Raw genomic sequence first — 20,410 nt, 5'->3', positions numbered from 1 at the left:
AGAAGTCATTGAGTCGCTGTTTAGTCATAATGACTTGCTCGAAGAAGCATTCTGAACCAACTCCTCGCGTGCGGTCATTACTTCGATCATAATAGAGGACCCAAGCTTTAATCCATGAAGAAAAGCTGCTTCGATGTGCATACCATCAGACCTGTCACACAAGTCGAACAATTCCTCAAGCTCACAAAACTCTTCCTCGCTCAGTCTTTTTTTCCATTGTTCCGTCATAGCTGCAATTTGTCGTCTTAACGGTCGATATTCAGGATGAGACGGTACAATCGCCTCTTCGGGATGAAATTGCCCTCTATATAGTGCTTCTAGAATGGAATTCATGCTCAACCTCCTATGAGATTTTTTCCAGGGCAATCGTTTACGGATTTTTTCAAACCCCTGTACTCAAAGTTTTAGGAAATAATGGTTTCGGAAGTGCTCACCCTATTTGCCAGGTAACTGAGGTGGAATTTCCCCACTTCACCACTCCTCGTCCCAACAACGGCATTTCTGCCGTTATTTTTGGTCGAACCATCCGATCTTGGTCCAACAACAGCATTTCTGCCGTTATTTCAGATCGAACCATCCAATCTCGCTCCAACAACGGCATGTATGCCGTTATTTCAGATCGAACCGCCCAATCTCGCTTCAACAACGGCATTTCTGCTTTTATTTCTGATCGGACCAGCCAATCTTACCGTTTCACTTGTTTTCCCTGTTCTTAGTTCATTTCGTAAGCGATTGCCCTCAGATTTTATCTCCGTCGCTTGAATGAGATTGCTGCACATGATAGGATATTTATGCGATCTGCTCATTTGGCGATTGCGTTCAGGAAGTGGCGGTGTTCTTCGCGGGACGCGCCGCTTCCTTCTTTATTTTTGGAGATCATCATACATCTTCTCAATCCCTTTGCGAACGATATCCGAACGAGTAGTATTCAACTTTTCTGTGCATGCATCAAGTTTACTCAAGGTAGCTTGATCGACACGTATCCGAATAATGTCGCTTTTGGGATTGTCAGATGGAGGACGCCCCATCTTTTTGGACGACATATCTTCACCTCACTTTTTGTGTCCACAATAAATATAATATTGTAGACACAAAAAGTCAATCCACTCGTTTTTAGCCCCCTTCTTTTTTCTCGACAGGTCAGAGTATGTCTCGTGTTGTAGCAAGCCCTGAATCGGGATATACAAATTCGCTTTTAGGGGCATGCCCCTAATACCCTGCCACTATCAGAATATAGAAAGAGACACACTCTCTAAAGAATGCGTCCCCTCTAAACCCATTGATTGCCTATTTATATTATTCCTCGGAAAAATAGAATACTGGGTCGTTATGAAAATATGTGTACAAATTTAGGCTTAAGGGAATATCAATTAGTCCTTCATACGTATCTTCATTTATGAATTCTCCTATTTTAAAGTAGGGTGTCCCAGCCAGTTTCAAGGCTTTCGAGACACCCCCTTCATCCTTAATGATCTGCGGGCTGCGCTCCCTCCGTTTCTTGAGCAGGCGGTTGGGAAGTCAGCACATCGGCGCTCTCCGGGGCAGCGTTCTGAATCACTGCTCCGCTGAACAGGGAGGCGATTTCGGAGGCGCTGAGCGCACGGCTGTAGATGATGAAATCATCGACCGCACCGTTCAGGTTGGGATCGCCATATTGGGATTTGCCAATATAGTTCTGAGTGGTGTTGCCGAGACTTGCGGGCTTCAGCGTCATGCTGGTATTGACGGCAACCTGCACGCCGTCAACATACAGGCGGCCCGTCGTGCCCGACAATGTCACAGCCACATGCTTCCATTGCCCTACAGCAAGCGGAGCAGATGCCGTAAGCTGCTCTTCGGCACCGTTGCCTCCGGTTGTAATGGCAAAGCGCATGCCGCCTCCCCCGATCTGAGGAGCCAGGAACATATTAGTCGTCGTATCGGTGCCGAAATCAAAGATTCGCGCCCAGTCGCTATTGGCTGTAATCCGTACCCAGGCCGAGATTGTAAAGTCGCTAAGCTGGCTGACAACTCCGGCAGGCAGAGTGGCGTAACCGCTAGTGCCGCTAAGACTCAGCGCATTGCCTGCTCCGGTGCGGCCGGCAACCCAGGAAGTCGTTCCCGTCAGCGTTGCATGGTTACCGCCGTACGAGGAATCCGTAACCGTTGTTCCCGAGGTCTGGTTCATGTTGTATTTGACGATGATGTTTGACACCGGAGCAGGCGTTCCCTGCTCAATCTTCACATCATAGCTTGCAGCCGTACCGATATTCAGGCTGGCTGTTGCCGTCTGGCCGGCTGCTGCCGTGAAGCTGCCGGAGGCCGCATTGTTGATGGTTACGTTATAGGTTCCGGCGGCAAGCCCGTTAAATGCCACCTTTGTGGTGTGGGCTGTACCCGGCGTTATATTGCTGAGCGTGAAGCTGACGGCGTTCTTCGCTTTGGCGACTGTCGCCAGGCTGTATCTGTCGCGTTCCAGGGTCATGCCCCATTTTTCCGTGATCAGATTCAGACGTTGAAATACCCCGTCTTTAGGAATGACAATATAATTACTGCCGCTGTCGGTTACTTCGCAGCCATACCCGTAGAGGCCGAAGATCGGGTCAACAGCCACATCGGAGCTTAGAAGCTTGATTGCGCCGAACAAACCGAGATCCGCTTCACCGGACATTCCCCGCCAGCCGTTGAACAATGGGCCGCCGTCAAGGCCGAGCGCACCATTGTTGCCTTTCATGGCTTGATACGTCCAGGACACAGCCCCGATATCCGCCGGATCGCTGCTGATCTGACCGGAGTTGATGGCATTCAGATTGGCAAGCTTGGCTGCGTAGCTGAGCCGCTGCTCAACCTCTGGAGTCGAGGAATTGTTGCGCACCCAATCATCCATTGCGGTACCGGCCAGAGAGGCCGTGTACTGGAATTGCCACCAGGGCTCCCCGTTGATGGTCACCGGATCGGTATAGAAATACCAGACAGGCATTTTGCCGCGGACCGCGCGGGTTTTGGTATTGATTTTATTCTTGATGGTGGTGTTGTTCTTCATCTTGGCAAGCATGTAAACGGCTTCTTCACCCGTGTTGTCATAGTTGTATTCCGAGCCGTACGGATAAGTGGTATTGGCAAAATTGTTGTATTTGGTATTCATTTTCGCGATGATGTCGTTAGCCTGGGTGGTGTACCCTTCATCCTGCAAGGCTTTGATAATATCGGGTGTGGTCACCTCTCCCATCAGACCGGTGTTCCAGTTGTAGGCGACAGGCCCGTCATACAGCGCTTTCATAATGTTGTAGGCCCGCAGCAGATAAGTGGTTCTCGGCTCTTTGTAGGTGATCAGGCCGGGATAGAGCTTGGAAATCTTATACATGCTGAAATAGGTGTTGTAAATATGCGGGTAAGCATACCCCCGGTAGGTTGGGGTAGTGTTCGGCGGCGCCATGAGGAAGTCGGGCACCAGATAATCGGTATGATGGTCAGCCATCAGATTCTTCCAAATCGTTATATCCAGATACTGATCCAGTGCAGTGATTTCGGAGGCGATTGGCTTCTGGACGTTCTTCTCGGCAAGGAACTGGGCATGCGTGTAACCCCAGTCATCGCCCCAACCCCAGTACCCTGCAAAGTTATTGCGTTTGGTGTTGGTCTGCATCATCCAGTCGTCGAACGCCTTATCCCGGATATCTCCCGGCACGTTCCACTGCTGATTGTTCACCATGAAGGTCGCATGACGCTGGAGTGCCGCATCCACCGCTTCGATGGCGTAGAACTGCAGAGTTGTCTTTTCCCCGCTGCCGTAATTAACAGTGATGTTGTTCTGGCCCAGGTGACTCATCTGCAGCGAATACAGCTTGTGGTCGCCGGAGGTTGTGCCGAGCGAGGTTACAGTTGTTTCAGACGGATATTGTGCGGTAACGGAAGTGATCGTCTTGGAGGTGCGGAGATCGAATTTGGCGGTCTGGTTGGCCGGCACAATCATGCCCGGAACTACGGTGGTGTCGATCAGCCCTTCGGAATACAGCCGGTCCTTGGTGGCTTGCTCGCTGGCCGATTTGAAAAATTTGAAGCCATACGTCTTGCTTGCTCCCGGCGCGAGTGTCAGGCTGCTGTTGGGCAGGTAGCCTCTGCCGGTGCTTTTGATTACATTGGAGTGGATGTAGTAGACCGAGAGACCTTCCACCCAGCCCCCCTGATCGCCCGCCCATTTGCTGCCGGGATGATCCTCGATGCGCCAGTTGTCCATATACTCAAAACCTGCTCCGCTTGTGGCATCAGGGACTAGCAGGAGGGACGGACCGATGCCGCTTGGCCGCTGTGCAGTGACATAAGAGCTGTTATTGCCGATGAAGGATTGCGTAACCACGCGTGTCTCATAAATCTGCTCATTGCTTCCTCCGGTCCAGAATTCATTGAAGGGAAGCGGCAGGCCGAAGTCACCGATCTCCAGTGTCTGTGAGCTGGTGTTGGTCACTTGAATCTGCCAGAGCAAGTAATCGTTTACAAGAGAATAGCTTTCATTCACCCGGAAATTACGGATTCCTTCGGCATTGCCGGAATTTTGATAGACAATGTTGACTGAGCTGCCGGATTGGCTCTGCGTGCGGGCATCGGCCGACTTGCTGGTCCAGGCTTTGGTCCAGGCGCCGTTATTCAGCCGGTAGGTGAACATCAGCTCGCCAAGCCATTGATGATCCGCTGTGTTCTGGTTGGGGGCATTGCTTGCATTCATAACGTAGTTGGTGGGAAAATTGTCTCCGGTCAGCTTCAGGCTGGATATGTCGCCGTTTGATCCGGTGCTGATCTGGAAGGTGCTGTTTGACAAATCATATGCATAAGCAGGTCGGGCAAACCATAGAAAACTTAAGGCTGCAGCAATGAAGATTACACTTAAAGATGTCCTTTTCACGAATGGGACTTGAATCTTCTCCAGCATAGATTGAACCTCCTTGGAAATCGGAATGTACAGTACGTTTCCTCTTCCTCTACGTTGCTCGAAGCCTTCTATGAATCTACCGGTTTCTCCTCCTCTCTTGGTTTTTTTGCCCTCAATTGCGATATTTCAAAAATATAGCAATTCATCTACAATAATACATGCTGTACCGTAAAAGAAAATCATAAATTCCAACCTTATTTTTAATCATTTCAACCTGCTATATAAATGAACTATAAGTTTTATAGACAACATAAGTTCCGTTTGCCTTCGCGTCCAGCTTTGCACGCTCTCCCGTTAACTTAATGAGCTTCCTTAAATCATTGTTGGCTTCCATACTTGAACACCCCATTTCTTAGAGAATACCCTTATAAAAGGATGTTTGCACTTATACGAGTTTTACATCAAACCCTTATTCATTATATAGCCAAAAAACATTAAGCTAAGAAGCAGGTTATTTGGAGAATAGGCAGGAAACATGCGAGTTTAAAAAGGAATTACTACGGTCACGGCCGTTCCCGCCCCGATCTCGGATTGAATCTGCAGCTCCGCCATATCGCCGTACATCAATTTCAGACGTTTTCTGACATTTCTCAGCCCAATGCCTCCGGCATCATGGATAAGCAGCGCCTCGATATGCGTTTTGGACATCCCGGCTCCGTTATCCGAGACCGAGAAATACAGCCGCTCCCCAGCTTTCCGCCCGGTAATCATAATCTGCCCGTCACGCTCAGCCGCCTCCATGCTATGGATAATTGCATTCTCAACGATAGGCTGCAGGAACAGCTTTGGAACAACGGTACCGGGTGGCATATCCTCCACATCATATTGAATCTGTAAAATGCCCGCATAACGTTTCTCCATAATATGAGTGTAGCTCTTCAGCCAGTTCAGATCATCCACGAGCAGCACCTCCTCCTGTCCGTTGTTGACGGTGTACTGGAGCATGGTGGAGAGGCTGACGATCATTTGACTGATTTCATTTTCGTCCCGCTCCAGAGCCATCCAATTGATGATATTGAGCGTGTTGTAAAGGAAGTGGGGATTAAGCTGGAGGTTGAGCGCCAGCATCTCTGCTTCTTTTTCGCGTCTGGTGCTTTTGTAATTTTCCTCTATCAGCTCAAGAATACGCTCATTCATCTGATTGTACCGCTTGACGAGAATGCGAAATTCCAATTGCGACTGGTCGGGAAGCTTGGTGGAGAAGTCACCGGCCCCGGTTAGTTGAATCGCCGCCATGATTCTTTTGATCGGCCTCGTCAGGTGGCTGGAAATCACATAAGAAATGGCGACCGACAGCAGAAGCAGCACCAGCGTAACCAACAGATCCGTATAGCTGACGGTGGGCAGGTTGCGGAGCAACTGGCGGTAGGGGACAACGTATACGGTTACCCAGCCGGTAACGGCGGAAGAAGCATAACCAATCAATACATCCTCCTTGCCTGCGTTGACGAGTGCAGTGCCGGAAGCGGATTTGAATTGATTTTTATACCACTTATTCCCGTCCGTCATGCCTAGCAGTGAATTGTCCGGGTGGGTGACGATCTGCCCTTCCCTGGATACCACATAGAAATAAGACCCCTGCACGGCAGCCGTCTGAGCCATCAATTGCCGGTAATACTCTTCATTAAAATTAATCAGCAGCACCGGCCGCTCCACCTCCTGAGGCCAGCTTCGGCTCATACCGTCTATGATGGGAGAGATATTCAGCAGCCGTCCTGTAGAGAAGACCATACGGAATTTGGCGTCCATCCCGCCTAGCTCCGGCTGTGCGAATATTCTTGTCCAGTCGTATGTAGGGAACCACAGCAGGCTCCCTTTTGCCTCTGCGATTTGTTGGTAAATATAAGAATGCGTGAACCCAAGCGGAGGAACCGATACAAAAGTGGAATTGCTGGTATACGACGTGGCCCCGCCTCCAAAGCTATAGTAGCTGGTAACAAGCTGTACCGTATAGAAATCCTGCCCGTTGCGAAAATACTTGTTCAGAATTCCCGTGGCCTTACGGTCCATTTGCAGCAATTCAACATCGCTTTGCGGCCGCTGCCGGTTAAACAGCGTGAACAAATCCGGGTCGGAGATGAGGTCGATGGTTCTGGATTCGATAGTATTCAGCATCAGGTCGCTAATCTCGGTTTTCTTCCTTACGATCTCCAGGATGCTGTCCTCTGCATTGCTGACAATGATGTCTGAGCTTGTCTTATAGTTGATAACGGCGTTAGTCACCGAAGGAACCGAGATCAGCAGTACAAAACAGAGGATCAGCTTTGTTCGCAGCTTCATATTTTTCCACAAATTGCGGATTGTACTGTTCTTAAATCGGTATCCGGCCATAATTCCTCCAAAGGAAGCCCGGAAAGGCAAGGTCGCTAATGGACCCTTCCTTCCGGGCTCTGTATATCTGTCCTGGCAGAAGTAGATTGTCAGACTCTGAATGTCGCGATTCAAACGATGCTCCATTAGGGCATAGTGATCACACTGGCGGATCAGGCCCCGCGAACAGCATCATCTCCTGACCGGAAGAGTCTACCCGTTTCTTACGGACCGAGCCGCTCTTATTTCTACTGCAAATCCTTTTTCCGCAAATGTACGGACTCCAGCGCCTTTATGGGCGGACATTCACCCCAAAGCTACCTGCCGAAGAGACGATAAGCGCGTCACGGTCCGTTAGCTCGCTAAATGTATCCCTTTCGGGAAAATAAGGGCTTTATGGTCCGCAAGGAACCGGAGGATGGATACGATGAGCCCCTCTCTCCCCAAACCACAGAGGCTCCGTCCTAAGCCACAGATTTAGAACTGATGCTGTACAAGCTATGAACTAAAGAAAACATAAAAAGGGCAGAACTGCCGCAAGTCCAAGCATTCCCCGCAGTTACGACCAGACCCTAATATGAAACTCTATAGTTCAGCTTATATTGAATTCACTCTTGCTGCGGGTCAAGGCGCGGTATTCTTCCGGCGTGAGGCCTGTTTCCTTCTTGAATACACGGTTGAAATACTTCACATCGTGATACCCAAGCTGTTCAGCGACCCGGTACACCTTCACGTTTGAACCTCCCAGCATTTCTTTGGCTTTCAGCAGCCTGAGTCTCGTCACATATTGATTGAAGGTCATATGGAGCCGGCTTTTGAAATATTGGCAGAAATAGCCGGAGCTGAAATGAAACCTGGCCGCGACCGTTTCCTGGGACAGGTCCTCCATATAGTGGCTGTCAATATAATCAAGACACCGGGACATTACGCCTGCCTTCCGTTCGCGCTTCGCTTCGGCCACACTGCGGGCGATCTGCTCCAACAGCCCGGCTGCGAAAGCAATCAGCTCCGGGTAGCTGCTTATGCCATCCGTGAAGCAGGAGGCCTGCTGCAGATGGTTTCCCCTCACTTCCTCCCGTAAGCCTTCCAGGTCATAGATTACCTGGAACAGAAGCTGCCTGACTTCCCGCAGCAGCTCCTCCGGCATGGGCGGAGCCGTATCTCCAAGCAGCCGGGAGACCGCTCCCTCTGCTGCGGATTCAAGCCCGGCAGTCCCATCCCAGCAAGTAACCGCTTCGCATAACATGCTTGCAATCCGCGAGTCGGAGGCCAGCATCCGCCCGGCATCCAGCCCGCCCTCTGCCGCCCGATATACCCGAGGCTCGCCAGGCTGCGCATAGAAGCGGCGTGTGGCTGCATAAGTGGCTTCGGCATAAGCCTTTGCCACATCATCAATTAAATGCTCTGAAGGAGTGCTGATCCCCACGGTCAGCCCAAGCTGCGCGAGCATCTGAAGCATATCCGCGTCAGGCTGTGCGCCGCTTGCCACAACCAGCAGCCCCGGCTCAAGGCGGGGGGCAAAGCCCGCACTCAGACCATAGGGGCGCAATAAATCCATAACCTCACCGGGTGAAATTCCCCCCTCCGTACAGAGCACCAGCAGACTGCCGCTGCCGCCGAATCCAAGAATGCTCTGGACTTCCGCTTGGTCATCTGCCGTAAGGTGATCGCCTTCGAGCCATCTGTTCAGCAGCCGGTGGCGGTATGCCGGCTCCGCAGCATTCAGTCTGACGGCAAGCCGTTCGTATTTGTGCAGGGTGGCGTACTCCTGCTCCAGGCTTTTTTCCGTCTTCTCCAGCACCGAAATGAACTTGAGCGGATCAAGCGGCTTCAGCATATATTCGAAGGACCCGAGACTCATCGCCTGCTGCGCATATTCGAAATGGCTGTAGCCGCTTAAATAAATGACCCGGCGCGGAGTGGACTGAGGAGCAAGCTGCTCCAGGAAATGCAGTCCGTCCATAAGCGGCATCCTGATGTCGGTGATGATGATCTGGAAGCTGCGGGTGCTGCATTGATCCGCCGCCTCCCGGCCATTCCTTGCTGTGACAATGCCGTATTCCGGGCGCAGGCGGCGCAGCATCCCGGACAGCCCGGACAGGTGCGCCGGTTCATCATCGACCAGCAAAATATCGTACAAACGGTTCACCCCTTATCAGCCTTTGATCCCGGTCATCGCAATCCCTTCAATGAAATGCCGCTGCGCAAGCAGAAAAATGACCAGCGAAGGAATAACAATTACCGTTGTCGCTGCCATCATCAGATTCCACTGGGCCGAATAGGAGCCTTGGAATAACGTCAGTCCCTGCATTAACGTGTAATTTTTCTCAGATGTGATGAACGCCAGCGGACCCAGATAATCATTCCAATTGGCCAAAAAAGTCAGCAGGCCGATCACAATCATCGCCTGTTTCGCCAGCGGAACGATAATCCTCCAATAAATCCGGATATGTCCCGCCCCGTCCACCTTGGCCGCTTCATCAAGCTCGCGCGGAATGCCCAGGAAGAACTGCCGCAGCAGAAAAATATTGAACACCCCTCCGCCGAACCATGCGGGCGCTACCAGCGGAACGAAGGTATCCGTCAAGTGAAGCGCGTTCCAGAACACATATTGCGGAATCATGACTACGAAGAAAGGAATCATAAGTCCGGTTAAAATAACCCCGAACACCTTGTCTCGCCCTTTCCAGTCGATACGAGAAAAGCTGTAGGCGCATAACGAGCTGGAGAGCAGCACGCCCACGATAGCAAGTGACGTAATCACTACGCTGTTGACAAAGAAACGGCCAAACGGATAGGCGTCCAGCGCCGTGCGGAAATTATCCCAGTTGAATACCTTCGGAATCAGTCCCGGCGGAATCTGATACAGTTCTCCCAGGTCAATCAGTGACGTACGAACCATCCAAAAGATAGGAAACAGGCAAAACAAGCTTCCTATAACAAGCAGCAGATAGATGACGATTGTGTTAATCAACGATTGCCGTTTCACTGCCGTTCCCCCTTCCCTTCGTAATACACGAGCGATTTGGAGAAGAAGAAGATCAGAGCTGTAAACAGCGCAATCACGACAAACAGCAGCACGGAAATCGCACTGGCACTGCCCATCCGGGAGGATTTGAACCCTTCATTGAACAGATACAGCACATAAAAAAGGCTTTTATTATTCGGCCCGCCCTGAGTCATTACCGAAGGCTGGACGAAAGCCTGAAACCCGTTGATAAACGCAATCACCGTGTTGAAAAAGATAATGGACGACGTCATTGGAATGGTAATATAAATCAGCTTATGCAGCCGGTTGCCGCCGTCGATCTCGATCGCTTCATACAACTGCGAAGGGATTCCCTGCAGCCCGGCCAGAAAAATCACGATCGTATTGCCCAGTGTCCAGAAGCTGAACAGGATCAAGGTCGGAACTACCGAGCCTGTGTCTCCCAGCCATTGCGAAGTGGGCAGGTGCAGCGTCTCCAGCAAGTAATTGACAATGCCGAAATCCGGCTGCAGCAGCCACATCCATACCATTGAAGAAGCGGCTAACGGAATAATGACCGGCAAATAGAATACTCCGCGAAAAAAAGATCTACCTACAATTTTCTGATTCAGCAGCAGCGCAGCAAAAAAGGAGATTATAATGCCCAGCGGCACACTGACAAAAACATAATAGAAGGTGGCTTTGACCGCAGGGTAAAAGAAAGGATCAGCACCGGTAAAAAGTGTCTTATAATTGTCGATGCCAATCCATTTCGGCACCATCCCTACACTATAGTTGGTAAAGCTGAGATATATGCTTGCGGCAATCGGAACAAGCACGAACAGCAGGTATCCCGCCAGCACCGGTGAAGCAAACAGAAGGCCAAAGCGCAGCTCCTTGGCAGCACGCTGCCTGCTGCCGGAGCGTCTGAGAGGCTTGCGGGCTTGCGCCGCATTTGTTATTGGATCAAGGAGTGACATCATAACGTCCTTTGATTTCCGGCTGGATCTTCGGCTCCAGCTCCTTCATCGCTTCCAGGGCGGTTTTCCGGCCGAGCCATACCTCATCCATGCCGGAGAAGGTGATCGCATTGACTTTGGAGAAATTTTTAATATAGTAAGAGCCATTTGGAACTCCGTTCTTCAGCAGATTGTTCATCATCGCATCCTTGAAGCCGGAAGGGTGAGCCGGATTATTCTCTGCCCACTTCGCCACAAGCGCAGGATCGGTGTACCATTTGGTCATCGTAGGCATCCAGAGTCCGCCTTTATACAGATCAATAGCGCCTTCCGGGTTCTCCAGAAATTTCGTCAGCAGCCAGGCTTCCTTCTGATGCTTGCTGGACTTATAAATAACAGAAGCCCCGCTGATGCCCATGGGCACACTGCGCTTCATTTTCGGAAGTACACCTATGTCATAGTTGACTTTTGCCGCACCGAGATCGAGATTGATCCATTGCCCGTGCATCGACATGGCTGCCAGCTTCGATTGGAGCGCAACCGCCTGGGAAGGGATGGATTTCATCTGCACCGGCGAAGGCGCGACATGATGCACATTGATCAAATCCGCCAGGCGCTGGATCGCTTCCGCCGCTTCCAGCTGGCTGAACCCGAATTTGCCGTCTTTGGTCACCCATTCCCCTTCATTGTTAATGACTGTCGCATGGACGGGTCCATGCCAGGTCTCGAAGGAAACCCCATATTGCTTAATATTATTCGGGTCGAAACCGGGATCGCTGGCGTTTTTTCCATTTTTGTCGAGAGTCAGCTTCTTCGCCACTTCAACGAACTGATCCCAGCTCCAGGCTTGTTCCGGCTTAGCTGGTGGATACTCCACCTTGGCCGCATCGAAGAGGTCCTTGTTGTAGAACAATCCGAATGTCTCACCGGCTGTACTAATTCCATAGGCGAAATCCTCCGAGGACTTGAACCAGATATAATCCAGAAAATCACTGCGCTTCAGCTCTTTGTCGTTATCCAGCAGCTCGAACATATTGACGAACTTGCCGTCCTTCTGCCAAGGGTCTGCCAGCTCGCCATGCATATACCCCAGATCGGGCGCTTCATTCCCAGCCACCATAGCTGTAATCTTGGCATCATAATCCGCTTCCGGGATATGGATGGCATCCACTTTAATGTTCGGATATTTGTCCGTAAACGCCTGCGTTGCCTTCTCAATCGCCGCTTTCTCCTGCGGACTGCCCCAGAACGTAAATTTCAGCGTTACAGGCTCCTGTGACTGCTCTGCGGTACCTTGATCGCTTCCCGTTTTTGCCGGGTCGGCCTCTTTATTGCCGCCGGAGCTTGAACACCCCGCCAGCAGCGTTCCCGCCAGCAAAATGCCTGTCAACAGCCAAAACCGTGCTTTTCCCCGCTCTGTTCCTTTGCGCTTCATCATAACCCTCCCTATGAGTTTTGTAGCACACGCTATAATTTGTTGATTTGGTTCCTGACTTCATCATAGGGAATGCGCTTACAAACATAAATTCCAAATTTTTAATAATGGTGGATTATTTTATCGTATATAAATAAAGGGTTACACTTCAAAGCAGGGAACTTTATTCTTTATTGAAATTAATGCAAGGAGGCTATATGAAATGAAAAGGAAATGTTATTTTTCTTTTTTCCTCATCATTAATTTGTTGTTATTCAACTTTAGCAGCTTCATCTTTACTGACTCTTCTGCGCCGACTCCGGGTGATCAGATACAAACAAATATACAAAATGAATTCAAATTAAAGTATATGGATTCGCTGAATGTTGTGAAATCAGAATACGGAGTCGGAGACAAAGAAGATTTTGAACATGCACAATTAAGTTCAGGAACGGCTTATTACAAAATATCTGATGATCCAACTAGCAGTGAGTTAGTTTTTGCAGGTTATATCTTTTCAATAAAAGTGAATCACATAGCTGTAGGAACAATTTATGCAAACAATGACTCAGGCTCGTGGGAGATATTCAACATTTCGAATAATGTAAGTTATGAGCAGCCATTGTCAGCCGCACAATCATCCCTTAAAGACGGAGAAGAGGTGAAGCTTGTTAGCGACGTTAGATATGGTATAAATGTTCTGTACATCAACGGCATAACAGGGGAACGGATAGTTGATCTGAACAGCAGCAACGCTAAATCAAGCAGCCTCCGCACAGAGAATACAATATCCAAATCAGTTTTTGATGAAAAAATAAAAAGCATTAAGGAAAAACGGGCTGCTTCACCTGCTAAAGGCGGACTACTGCAAATGGGGTCGGGTCAAGTTGATTTCACTAATACTGAGGAGTCCTCTAACAGCAACCTTCCGGTAGATCCTCAAACTCTAAATGTTGGAGTTTATACAATTCTCCGCTGAACGGATGAGTGCGTGCAGATCACGGTGCAGGCGTATCCAGGCCCCACGGACGAAATCATCTCCAGATCGGAAGAGTCTGCCTCTTTGTAAACGGACTGAGCAGCTCTTATTTCTACTGGAAGTTATTTTTCCGTAAGTGAACGGACTCCAGCGCTCTTATGTGCGGACATTCACCCCAAATCTACCTGCCGAAGAGGCGATAAGCGCGTTACGGTCCGTTAGCTCGGCTAATGTATCCCTTTCTTGAAAATAAGGGCTTTACGGTCTGTAGGATGAAAAAAGGAAGATGCCCGATCCTTAAGACCCGCATCTTCCTTCGTCATTACGTTAAGTCTACAATCCTGAGTCTAGTCTACAGCACGTAAAAAATTATAAATGGCCTGCGTGGTCTGGGCCCGGGACACCAGTCCCTGCGGATCGAACCGTCCGTTCCCCAGCCCTTGCATAATGCCGGAAGCCAGTGCTTGCTCCACCTGCACTTTAGCCCAGGCGGAGATTTGGCCCGCATCGCTTACACCCTGTAAGTCACCAGCAGCGGCACTGTGCCCCTGCTTGTATTGGTAGGCCTTGACGAGCAGCACCGCCATTTGCTCACGGGTGATCTTGGCGCTTGGGGCAAACGATGTTGCAGTTACTCCTTGAATCAGCCCGGCATTATAGGCCGCTGCCACGGATTCGGCATACCAGCTACCGTCAGTTACGTCCTGGAACGGAAGCCCTGCGCCGGTGCTCTTCAGCTCAAGCGCTCTGACCAGCATAGCGGTAAATTCCGCCCTTGTTGTGGTTTCGGCAGGGGCAAACAAGCTGTTCGTCTTGCCTGTTGCCACATGTTTTGCGCTCAGTGACTGCAGTGCGGCAAATGCCCAATGGCCCGCAGGGACATCCGTAAATGTCTTCTCATAGGACAACACGCCATAGGTGCTGAAATGATTCAGCATAATGACCGCTTTTTTGCTGGCCTTATCCAGCTTGCCTCCCACATAACTCCACTGTGCGGTCTGTTCGTTCTTCAGATATACGCCCAGCAGTTCTTCATTAACCGCCGAACCGGAGTATGGAAGCTCGGCGCGGACCCCCTGTGTAAAGACGGACAGCGCTATTTCCTTTCCGTCTGCTGTGCGCAGCACCAGCCCAAATTCATAGGCCGTCCCTTGCTGGCGGTAGATGCCGCCGCCATTCCCGGCCGGAACCGTCCCGCTTGCAGCAGGTGCCAGCTTAACGACAAGGGCCGCTCCGCTGCGCTCTGCCTCTGTCAGCTTAAGTCCAAGCTCGCCCAGAACGGATGCCGGAATCGTCAGGGAAGCTCCTTTATCCCGGATCACAAGCGTTCTTGTGCCCAGCAGCGCTCCGGCGTTCACCGGCAGCGAGGCCCCGGTCTGTCCTTCACCCAGCGTGATCTCTACAGATGTTGCCTGCGGCTGTGCAGTGAGAACATCTGCGCCAACCACCTTCAACCCGGCAACTGGAGTGGCTGTCGGTGCTGGTGTTGTTGCTGTTGCAGGCACCGGCGTTGGTGTTGGTACAGGCGTCGGTGTCGGTGTTGGTGTTGTGCCGGTCACGGTCACAACGGCCTTGGCGGGCAAATCCGTGCCTTCTGCCGCGCCGGTCACGGTGAAGCTTCCGGCGTTCGCATACTGCTGCGGTGCAACCGTCTGCCAGACGACCGGAACCGCGAGCGTTGATGCGTCGCTGTACACTGCTGTTACCACCGACGGCAAGAGTGGTGCTTTGCCCGCAGTTGTTGTAACTTTCACTTCCTGAAGGCTGACAATTACAGGCGCCTCTGAATCAAACACGGACACCTTCGCCACTGCGGGCAGCTCCGTACCGCCAGCCGCGCCGGTTACGGTGAATGCTCCGGGCACTGCGTACAGCTTAGGGTCGATCTCCTGCCAGATCACAGAGGTCTCGCCAAGCGTATTGTCGGAGTACGTTGCCTGCACTACCGTCGGAAGATCAGGAGGAGTTCCCGCAGGGGTGCTGACATGCACTTCCTGTAGCGCTACGATTGTCCGTTCCCCGGCTTCCGTTACAGTTAGCGATGCTGTGGCAGGCAAAGCTGTGCCCTCCACTTGTCCGTTTACCGTAAACTCTCCAGGCTGTGCGTAGGCATCCGCCGGTACGCTGTTCCAGCTCACTTCGGCTGTTCCTTCGCTTCCGTTCTCGTACACTACCCGTACCGAGTCCGGCAGGACAGGAGCTACTTTCGCAGCCGTCTTCACGCTGACCGGCTGCACACTCTGAATGTCCTTATCCTCATACAGCGCTTTTACCTGCGCAGCGCTCATTACACCGCTGTAGATCCGGAAGTCATCCAGCCCGGCATTGAGCTGCGCCCCGTTGCCATAGCCGGAGACACCGATTCTTTTCACATCGTTCGTGGCTGTAATGGACCCCGGCGTACCATCCATGTCAACCTGCTGAGCGACACCGTTTCTGTAGATCACGCCGGTCTTGGTTGCCGCATCAAATGTAAAGACAACATTCGTCCATTCATTCAGCGGCAGGAAGTCCTCCGGCGACTGCTTCACATAGAAGCCGTTCGCCCCATCCACGTACACAATGCTGGAGTTGCCGTTGTAGGTGATAAAAAATCCGTTGCCGGCATAGTTCCCCTCCGGCTTGAACCATAGCAGCACATTCTCCTTGTCATTCATGGCCCCGGTGCGTTTGATCCAGTAGGACAGCGTCATGCTGCCTGGCTGCAGAGCCGGATCGGTGCCTGCGGATATATAATTGCCGCTTGTTCCACTGAAGGTGAGCGACCCGTTCTTGTGTCCGTCCGCTTCCCAGTTCAGAGCGCCTTGAATCGTTCCGTTACGTCCGCTTCCCGAAGCATCGGCAACCGTGGTTCCCTGTCCTTCGTCGAAGTTATAGCGAAGCGCAAGCTCTGGGAAAGGGGCGATCACCCGCTGGGTCACAGTAACTTTTGCCTGAACCGCCGTTTGTGTTCCGGTGACCACACCGTTCACGGTGAACGTGGAGCCTTCCTTGTCGTACAACGCAGGATCAACCGGACTCCATTGCACGGACACAACCGTCTGGGTTCCATCCTCCAAGGTTGCACTAACCGTAGAAGGAAGCTTCGGCGCCTGACGGGCCGGCGTTGTAAGCTCCAGCTTCTCCACAGAGACAATGTTGCCTGAAGGTGCAAGAAGCGCCGTAATTTCGCCCGGACTAAGCGCTCTGCTGTAAATGCGGAAATCGTCGATCAACCCGTCAAAATACGGGTCCGCGAACTGTGATTTGCCGATGTAATTGTTTTTGGTCTTGCCGAGACTGGAGGGCTTCAGCGTCATATGGTCGTTCCGGCCTGCTTCCACCCCGTCAATATACAAAATCCCGAGCGAGCCGGACAACGTTACAGCCACATGCTTCCACTCTCCGGCAGGAAGGGCAGGAGCGTCGATGGTCTGCTCCTGGCCAGGGGCATTTCCGCCAATTGAAATGCCAAACCGGGTGATGGAGCCTGCCTTCGGCGACAGGAACATATAGGTGCTTGTGCCGGTGCCGAAATCGAAAATCCGCGAATATGCGCCGATGCTGTCCATCTTGACCCAGGCTGACACCGTAATTTCATCCGCACGGCTCAGCAGGCCTTCGGGCATTTTCACATAGGTGTCCTGACCGCTCAGCTCAAGCGCATGATTGAGCTTGCCCGGAAGCCAGGAGGCTGCCCCAAGCACATTGCCGTCATTGCCGCTTCCCGAATGATCGGCAGCCACCTTGCCTGACGTTTCATCGAAGTTATAATGCACAAGCAGCTCTGGCAGCGGCGGCGGAGCCACAGCGACCACCGTAACCGTATCGCTGTTCGCAAGCTCCGAATCGCTTGCGGTCAGCTTGAATACATAAGTTCCCGGCTTCGTTGCCGTGAACGGGGTTTGCAGCGACTTACTGCTGCCGAACACGACCTCGCCGCCCGCTGGCCCGGATACAAGGGACCATTCCGAGGTCAGCGTTCCCTGCGGCAGGCCATCGTCTTTTGCCGTGCCGCGCAGGATGGCATCATCTACTTGCAGCGTGTAGGTGAAATCCGCTCCTGGGTCAACAACAGGGGCCTGATTGTCATCCGGCTCTGTCGCGCTCAGCTCTACCGTGTAGGCAACGGCAGGTCCGGCTTCAACCGTCAGCTTCGCTTCACCGCCGAACGCGTTCAATTTGCCTACAGGCGTTCCGTCGATCCGAATGAGGTAGGCTCCTTTGGCCAGACCGTTCAGGGTAAGCGTTGTTTCATGTGCGTAGCCCGGCGTCAAATTGCGCAGGCTGAACCTGGCATAATCCTTACTCCTGGACAATTTGGCTGCAGTAAACTGATCCTTATCCAGCTCTGTGTAGAGCTTCTCAGTAATGAGATTAATCCGTTTGAAAAGGCCGTCCTTAGGCGTAATATCGTAATATACAGCATCCGTTACGGAGACTTCCGCTCCATAGCCTGTGACCCCGAAGATAGGGTCCACGGCAATGTCCGCACTGAGAATCTGCAGCGCACCGAACAGCCCCAGATCGGCTTCGCCGGTCATGCCCTTCCAGCCGTTCAGCAGCGGAACGTTCCGGCCGCCGCCGGTTCCATTGGTCCCGTTATTGCCCTTCTCCGCCTGATACGTCCAGGCCGCAGCCCCATAATTCGCAGGATCATCACTGATCTGCCCGGAGTTGATCGCGCTGAGATTAGCCAGCTTCGCCGCGTAGGACAACCGCTGCTGTTCCTCACGCCCGGTGGCGTTTCCGTTGCGAATCCAGTCATCCATCGCATAACCGGCCAGCGATACGCTGTACTGGAAGTTCCACCAGCTCTCGCCCGTAATGGTCACAGGATCGGCGTAGTAGTACCATACAGGCATATGCCCCCGGGAGGCCCTTGTTTTGGAATTGATTTTACCCATCATTTCCTGCGCTTTGGCTTTTTCCGCGTCGTTTGTGCTTTGCATTTTGGCTAAAGTATAGACGGCTTCTTCCCCGGTGTTGTCATAGCTGTATTCCGAACCGTAAGGATATTTGTTGTTCTTGAAATTGTTATATTTGCGGAGCATCTTGGCCCGGACATCATTCGCTTCGTCCATGTAGCCCTCTTTTTCAAGCGCTTGAATAATATCCGGGGTCGTCAGCTCGCCCATGAGTCCAGTCTCCCAGTTGTAGGACACAGGCCCTTCATACAGAGACTTCAGGATATTATAAGCCCGCAGCAAATAGGTTTCCTTAGGATGCTTGTAGGAGACCAGCCCGGGGTAATTGGCGGCAATTTTATACATGCTGAAATAGGTGTTATAGATATGCGGATAAGCGTATCCGCGGTAGGTCGGGGTCGTATTCGGCTCCGCCATCAGAAAGTCATGAACCAGATAATCCTCATGATGCCCGTTCATCAGATTCGTCCAGATCGCTGTTTCCAGGTATTCATCCACTGCGGTAATTTCCGAGGCCACAGGACTCAGGGCATTTTTCTCGGCTAAAAATTGTCCATGCGTCAGCCCCCAGTCATCTCCCCAGCCCCAGTAGCCGCTGAAGTTGTTCCGCTTGGACTTCGTGTTCATCATCCAGTCGTCGAACACCTTGTCCCGGATGTCGCCGGGAAGGTTCCACTGCGTGCTTTTCACCATAAATTCCGCATGATCCTCCAGCGCCCGGTCAACCGCATCAATGCCGTAGAACTGCAGTACGGTTGTGAGACCGCTTCCATATTGGACCGTAACATTTTGCGGCCCCAGCTTGGTCAGGCTGAACTCATATATATTGTGGTCTCCGCTCTTTTGCTCAAGCAGCGGAATATCCGTCCCGTCGTCCAGCTTCACGCTGTGAATATCCGCCTTGGTGCGCAGGTCGAACTTGGCCTTCTGGTTGCTGGGCACAATCATTCCGGGAACAACGGTAACATCAACTCCCCCTGCCTCATACAGCTTATCCTTGGCCTCCTGCTCATCTGCTACAGCAAAAAATTTAAACCCGTAGGTCTTGCCCTCTCCCGGAGCCAGTGTCAGGCTTGTATTCGGCAAATATCCCCGGTTCGTTGATTTAATGACATTCGAATGGATGTAGAAAACATTGAGGCCCTCGATCCATTTTCCTTCATTGTCGGGGTTCCAGGCCCACTTGCTGCCCGGGTGCTCTTCATTGCGCCAGCGGTCCTGATACTCAAACCCTGCGCCAGTGGCAGCATCCGGCATGAGCAGCAGATAGGAGCCAATCCCGCTGGGTCTGCCGGCTGTTATATAAGAACTATTATTGCCGACAAAAGAGTGAGTCACCACGCGGGTCTCGTAGATGGCGTCACCGTAAGTCCACTGTTCGTTAAAAGGCAGCGGAAGCCCGATATCGCCGAATTCGAGCGTTTTGCCGCTGGTGTTGGCGATTTGAATGTTCCACTGCAAATATCCGTCCGGCATCATGGTATACGTCTCAACCAGCTTGAAATTGCGTACGCCCGCCGTGTTCGCAGAGTTCTCATAGGTGACTGTTACTTTGCTGCCGTCCTTTTCAATGCTCCGGACATCCTCCGATTGATTGGTGGATGCCTTGATCCACTCTCCGCCATCCAGGCGGTAGGTGAAGATCAGCTCGCCGAGCCACTGATGATCAGCCGTATCCTGCTCGGGTGATACCGTTTTGTTCATTACATACTCGGTCGGGAACGCGTCTCCCTTGATTTTCAATGATGAAATTTCACCGGATTGACCGGTTTCAATAATCAGCTTATCGCTTGTTAATTCATACGCTCCGGCCTTGGATGGAAGAAGAATAACGGATAACACCGCCAGCGTCCAGAAGACCGCCCCTGTCAGTATCCTTGTGTGCTTGAATCGTGGCGGATCTCCATCAGAAGACTTGAATATCATGCTTAAATCATCCCCTTCGTTGTTAGGTTGTGGACATCTTT

General features: G+C 51.7%; 9 protein-coding genes and 2 pseudogenes. 1 reads left to right on the top strand and 10 read right to left on the bottom strand.

Annotated elements, in window-relative coordinates; genetic code table 11:
• Nucleotides 1–24 precede the first annotated feature (24 nt).
• The 7 genes from B212_RS0105845 to B212_RS0105810 form a co-directional block, all read right to left on the bottom strand.
• Nucleotides 25–333, bottom strand: coding sequence for a DUF6809 family protein (locus B212_RS0105845; RefSeq protein WP_019909538.1), 309 nt, complete (start codon nt 331–333; stop codon nt 25–27).
• Nucleotides 334–1,465: 1,132 nt separating this feature from the next.
• Nucleotides 1,466–4,906 carry a DUF5695 domain-containing protein gene (locus tag B212_RS0105835; protein ID WP_019909535.1) on the bottom strand — a complete coding sequence of 1,147 codons (3,441 nt, stop codon included), beginning with the start codon at nt 4,904–4,906 and terminating at the stop codon, nt 1,466–1,468.
• 483 nt (nt 4,907–5,389) lie between these two features.
• Nucleotides 5,390–7,237 carry a histidine kinase gene (locus B212_RS0105830; RefSeq protein ID WP_019909534.1) on the bottom strand — a complete coding sequence of 616 codons (1,848 nt, stop codon included), beginning with the start codon at nt 7,235–7,237 and terminating at the stop codon, nt 5,390–5,392.
• Nucleotides 7,238–7,808: 571 nt separating this feature from the next.
• Nucleotides 7,809–9,356: a response regulator gene (locus B212_RS0105825; RefSeq protein WP_019909533.1), complete on the bottom strand. Its 1,548-nt coding sequence runs from the start codon at nt 9,354–9,356 to the stop codon at nt 7,809–7,811.
• 15 nt (nt 9,357–9,371) lie between these two features.
• Entirely contained in the window at nt 9,372–10,205 is an 834-nt protein-coding gene (locus tag B212_RS0105820) for a carbohydrate ABC transporter permease (protein WP_019909532.1), read from the bottom strand.
• Nucleotides 10,202–11,164, bottom strand: a complete 963-nt coding sequence (locus B212_RS0105815) for an ABC transporter permease subunit (RefSeq protein ID WP_019909530.1) — start codon at nt 11,162–11,164, stop codon at nt 10,202–10,204. Before B212_RS0105815 ends, B212_RS0105820 begins: the two co-directional genes overlap by 4 nt.
• On the bottom strand, nt 11,151–12,578 hold the full coding sequence (locus B212_RS0105810; RefSeq protein WP_019909528.1) for an ABC transporter substrate-binding protein: 1,428 nt from the start codon (nt 12,576–12,578) through the stop codon (nt 11,151–11,153). The genes B212_RS0105815 and B212_RS0105810 overlap by 14 nt, the downstream gene beginning before the upstream one ends.
• 202 nt (nt 12,579–12,780) lie before the next feature.
• On the opposite strand from B212_RS0105810, the gene B212_RS0105805 reads away from it, so the two are divergent.
• On the top strand, nt 12,781–13,536 hold the full coding sequence (locus B212_RS0105805; RefSeq protein WP_019909527.1) for a hypothetical protein: 756 nt from the start codon (nt 12,781–12,783) through the stop codon (nt 13,534–13,536).
• 347 nt (nt 13,537–13,883) lie between these two features.
• Here the strand turns inward: B212_RS0105805 and B212_RS35880 are convergent, their stop codons facing one another.
• The 3 genes and pseudogenes from B212_RS35880 to B212_RS35245 form a co-directional block, all read right to left on the bottom strand.
• Nucleotides 13,884–14,123 (bottom strand): S-layer homology domain-containing protein, encoded by a 240-nt coding sequence (locus B212_RS35880; protein ID WP_442950109.1) that lies wholly within the window; start codon nt 14,121–14,123, stop codon nt 13,884–13,886.
• A gap of 6 nt (nt 14,124–14,129) precedes the next feature.
• A pseudogene (locus B212_RS35250) lies at nt 14,130–16,268 on the bottom strand (Ig-like domain-containing protein); the annotation flags it as partial.
• 180 nt (nt 16,269–16,448) lie between these two features.
• Nucleotides 16,449–20,369, bottom strand: a pseudogene (locus B212_RS35245) (DUF5695 domain-containing protein); the annotation flags it as partial.
• Between the last annotated feature and the right edge of the window lie 41 nt (nt 20,370–20,410).

It is taken from the genome of Paenibacillus sp. HW567 (assembly GCF_000374185.1).
Lineage (GTDB): Bacteria > Bacillota > Bacilli > Paenibacillales > Paenibacillaceae > Paenibacillus_AQ.
The sequence above is the reverse complement of the archived record's forward strand: the minus strand, read 5'-3'. Positions and strand labels throughout refer to the sequence as shown.

Bases quoted from the DNA above. Each gene is read 5' to 3' on its own strand.
- B212_RS0105805 (WP_019909527.1), top strand. From the start codon at position 12,781: ATGAAAAGGAAATGTTATTTTTCTTTTTTCCTCATCATTAATTTGTTG.
- B212_RS0105845 (WP_019909538.1), bottom strand. From the start codon at position 333: ATGAATTCCATTCTAGAAGCACTATATAGAGGGCAATTTCATCCCGAA.
- B212_RS0105835 (WP_019909535.1), bottom strand. From the start codon at position 4,906: ATGCTGGAGAAGATTCAAGTCCCATTCGTGAAAAGGACATCTTTAAGT.
- B212_RS35880 (WP_442950109.1), bottom strand. From the start codon at position 14,123: ATGGCGGTGCTGCTCGTCAAGGCCTACCAATACAAGCAGGGGCACAGT.
- B212_RS0105815 (WP_019909530.1), bottom strand. From the start codon at position 11,164: ATGTCACTCCTTGATCCAATAACAAATGCGGCGCAAGCCCGCAAGCCT.
- B212_RS0105830 (WP_019909534.1), bottom strand. From the start codon at position 7,237: ATGGCCGGATACCGATTTAAGAACAGTACAATCCGCAATTTGTGGAAA.
- B212_RS0105810 (WP_019909528.1), bottom strand. From the start codon at position 12,578: ATGAAGCGCAAAGGAACAGAGCGGGGAAAAGCACGGTTTTGGCTGTTG.